The organism is Sphingomonas sp. BE138 (assembly GCF_031456125.1).
In the GTDB taxonomy this organism is placed as follows: Bacteria; Pseudomonadota; Alphaproteobacteria; order Sphingomonadales; family Sphingomonadaceae; genus Sphingomonas.
In genome coordinates, this window is sequence record NZ_JAVDUC010000058.1 from 1 (window position 1) to 3,110 (window position 3,110).

Below are 3,110 nucleotides of genomic sequence, written 5' to 3' on the forward strand. Positions count from 1 at the left end.
GTGCCAGCGCTGGTTGCAGCGATGCAGGACTGAGCGCCCCTCGCATCCGTCCCGCTACGTCGCAGCACCGGGACGTTCTCACACAGCCTCCACCACAATCAGACATCCGTTGCCCGCGGCTTGCTCGTCCAGAACTCAAAGCGGATCGGTTATTGTCTGGGCGCTTGTGTTTGGGCGCCACCAGGCCCGAACAGAAAGGTGAGCGCGGCGGGGAGGCGCTTCGCCCATGCATCTTCGCCATGGTGCGCGGCCGGATCGATGACCAACTTGGCCGTCGGTGCCTCCAATGCGGCGGCGAGCCGATCCCGTAGACGCCGCGCCCCGACGACAAGCCCGGCGTTGATGCGCGCGATCCGCTCGCGGATGGCCGGCGGTGCGCCCGGGGGAGGGGCGACCTCCTCGCCGCCCATCCCGATGTAGATCCGACTGAGAAGCGTGGCGGCGTCCGTTGCGTCGCGCAGTAGCTGTCCGTTTCCGACCTGCAGCGATGGGCTTTCGATCAGCGCCTTGCTGAACAGCTGCGGCGCGGTCAGCGCCAGGTGGAGCGTGGCGATGCCGCCATACGAGAAGCCGCCCACCCCGATCTCGGCTGGATTCGTCGACACACGGAATGATTTGGCGACTGCGGGCATGACGTCTTCGGAGAGAAACGCGGCCAACCGGCCCCCCTCCATCTGACCGGCCGTTGGATTGAACGGGTCGGCGTAGGGAAGGTATTCGTTCGCGCGCCGCGCCCCGGCATTGTCGATGGCGACGATGACGATGGGCGGGATCGCCTTGCTGGTGATCAGCCGGGTAGCGACCTCGTCCAGCTTCCACTCGTGGCCCTGATAGCCGGTGCAGCTGTCAAAGGCGTTCTGCCCGTCGAGTACGTACAGTACGGGATAACGTTGCTGCCCCGACGCATCGTAGCCCGGGGGAAGCCAGATTCGCAGCGTGCGCTCGCCACCTTGCCTTGCAGCCTGATGGTGCGGACTGTCCCGATGATGCTGGAGCGACACGCGGGGGCGCTTGATGCCGCAGGAGGGGCTTGCGCGGGAATCGACGTGACAGCGGCAAGCATGAAAGCCAGCATCGACACACGTCTCCTTGCTCGAGAGTTCGTGAATATCGATAGCGCTCACGGATGCGGGTAGCCAGCCGGTCTCTGGCGATCTCGGTCACTCGCGCCGCTGCACGCGTTGATGTCCGCATTCCACCACTTTTACATGCAGAGGTCCGCAATTACCGAACTGCGGAATCGCAGAAAAGCTGCGCGTCGTTAGATCTTACGACGTCGCGCAGCGACGCACTACTCCTCTTCATCCTCACGCAACCGACCAGTAGCAAGATCGGCAAGAACCCTGTTACTAAAAACGACGCGACGATCCTCGCGAGGTCGACCGAGATCATCATGGTGCCATGTGAAGACGGCAGATTGTCCAGCTTCCGCGCGCTCGATCCTCGAGAGGTGCGAGGCCGATACGCCGGATCGCCGCGACAGCTCGACAAGGCTCCACCCGAGCGCGCGGCGCTCCGCGCGCAGTCGCTGGCATAACACAAAGACCTGAGTGCCTTGCGGCGTCCCGTCGAACCGGCGCGGCGGCACGGAACGGACCCCTCGCACCGCCACGTCGGGCCAGTCCATTTCCAACGCTTCGAGAATGCGGTCGAGCGTCTGCGCCTGCGGCCAGGTATGCCCATTCTCGATCCGCGACAGCGCGGCGAGGGTCATTCCTACACTGGCCGCGAGAGCTTCCTGGCTGACTGGCCCTACAGTGCCGCTCACGCCCGTACGATGATCCTTGAGGATTTTCCCGAGATCAGGTCGCAGATGGCTGAAGCCCTCGGGCAATCGCATTCTGGCGGGAGACCGGTTCATCGTCATACGATGTGACATAACGCGATGTGCGTTTTGTGCACAGAACGCTCCAGCCGTCCCACAACGCCGGTATGGCCGCCGCACGGATCATACTGGCACAGACATCGGAGTCGCGACAGGCGCTTGCCGAGCTCGTGCGCCTGTTGGCCCGTCAGGCGGCGGCCGAACACCATGCGCGCATGCGGGATTCCCGGATCCCGGAAGCTGTGAAACAATAAGCCATGCTCACCTCCCTGCCCCGCCGTATTGCACTGTACGGTCGCCATTCGACCGCCATGCAGGCTGCCTCATCAAGTGCCGACCAGGTCGCGTCCTGTGCGCCGCTGGTCGGCTATCTGGGCGGTACGGTGATGGCGACCTGGCTCGATCCGGAGCTGTCGGGTTATCGCCGTGATCGCCCAGGCTTGCAGCAGCTGCTACGTGCGGTGGAAGCGGGCGATATCGACATCATCGCCTGCGAGGGCACGTGATGCAGAGGACGTGGCCTGGCTGGGCAAGAAGCTCGCCTATCACCGCGTCCAGCTCCATACCGTCAGCGAAGGCCATGTCGACGAGATCAAGTTCGCAGTCGCAGGTCTGCTCGGTTCGATTTTCCTGAAGCATCTCGTCGACAAGACGCTGCGCGGCATGGAAGCCGCGGTACTCGCCGGACGCTTCGCCGGTGGCCGAGCCTATGGGTACAAGCGGATGGTTCGACTGGACGCGAGCGGAGAGATGCAGCGGGGGCTGCTCGAAATCGACGAAGCGCAGGCCGGAATAGTCCGCCGGATCTTCGCCTGGTTCGCAGCGGGAATGTCCTCAATCCAGATCGCGACGCGCCTGAATGAAGAGGGCGTGCCGGGGCCGCGTGGTGGGCAGTGGAACGCCTCGACGATCCGCGGCGACCCGAAGAAGCTAGTCGGCATCCTCAACAATCCGCTCTATGCAGGACGTCTGGTGTGGGGCCGTCGGCAATGGCGCAAGAACCCCGATAGCGAGAGACGCGAACGCCGCTACCGGCTCCGTGACAAGTCCGAATGGGTGCAGGTCGCGGTTCCCGAATTGCGGATCGTCGACGATGGCTTGTTCGAGGCCGCGCGTGCGGAAATCGAGCGACGCAAGCGTCCCGTAACAGCCTCATCGTCGGTCGGCAGCAAGCGTGCCAAACATATGCTGTCCGTAAGCGTGGCCTGAGGGCCGCCTTGCCCGTTTGGCCGTAGCCGGGATGCTTATCGTCTTTGACGAGGGCGCGGGCGGTGCGGGAAGTTTT

4 protein-coding genes are annotated in these 3,110 nt (G+C 64.1%); 2 read left to right on the top strand and 2 right to left on the bottom strand.

Features of this window, described 5'->3' with window-relative positions; translation table 11 throughout:
• Positions 1–149 precede the first annotated feature (149 nt).
• Both J2Y58_RS20735 and J2Y58_RS20740 read right to left on the bottom strand, forming a co-directional pair.
• On the bottom strand, positions 150–1,001 hold the full coding sequence (locus J2Y58_RS20735; RefSeq protein WP_310107336.1) for an alpha/beta hydrolase-fold protein: 852 nt from the start codon (positions 999–1,001) through the stop codon (positions 150–152).
• Between the two features lie 290 nt (positions 1,002–1,291).
• Positions 1,292–1,879, bottom strand: a complete 588-nt coding sequence (locus tag J2Y58_RS20740; RefSeq protein WP_310107339.1) for a helix-turn-helix transcriptional regulator — start codon at positions 1,877–1,879, stop codon at positions 1,292–1,294.
• Positions 1,880–2,082: 203 nt separating this feature from the next.
• Between J2Y58_RS20740 and J2Y58_RS20745 the strand changes: the two genes are divergently transcribed.
• Both J2Y58_RS20745 and J2Y58_RS20750 read left to right on the top strand, forming a co-directional pair.
• Positions 2,083–2,331, top strand: coding sequence for a recombinase family protein (locus tag J2Y58_RS20745; RefSeq protein ID WP_310107341.1), 249 nt, complete (start codon positions 2,083–2,085; stop codon positions 2,329–2,331).
• Positions 2,332–2,341: 10 nt separating this feature from the next.
• Positions 2,342–3,034, top strand: a complete 693-nt coding sequence (locus J2Y58_RS20750; protein ID WP_310107342.1) for a recombinase family protein — start codon at positions 2,342–2,344, stop codon at positions 3,032–3,034.
• The last annotated feature ends 76 nt before the right edge of the window (positions 3,035–3,110 follow it).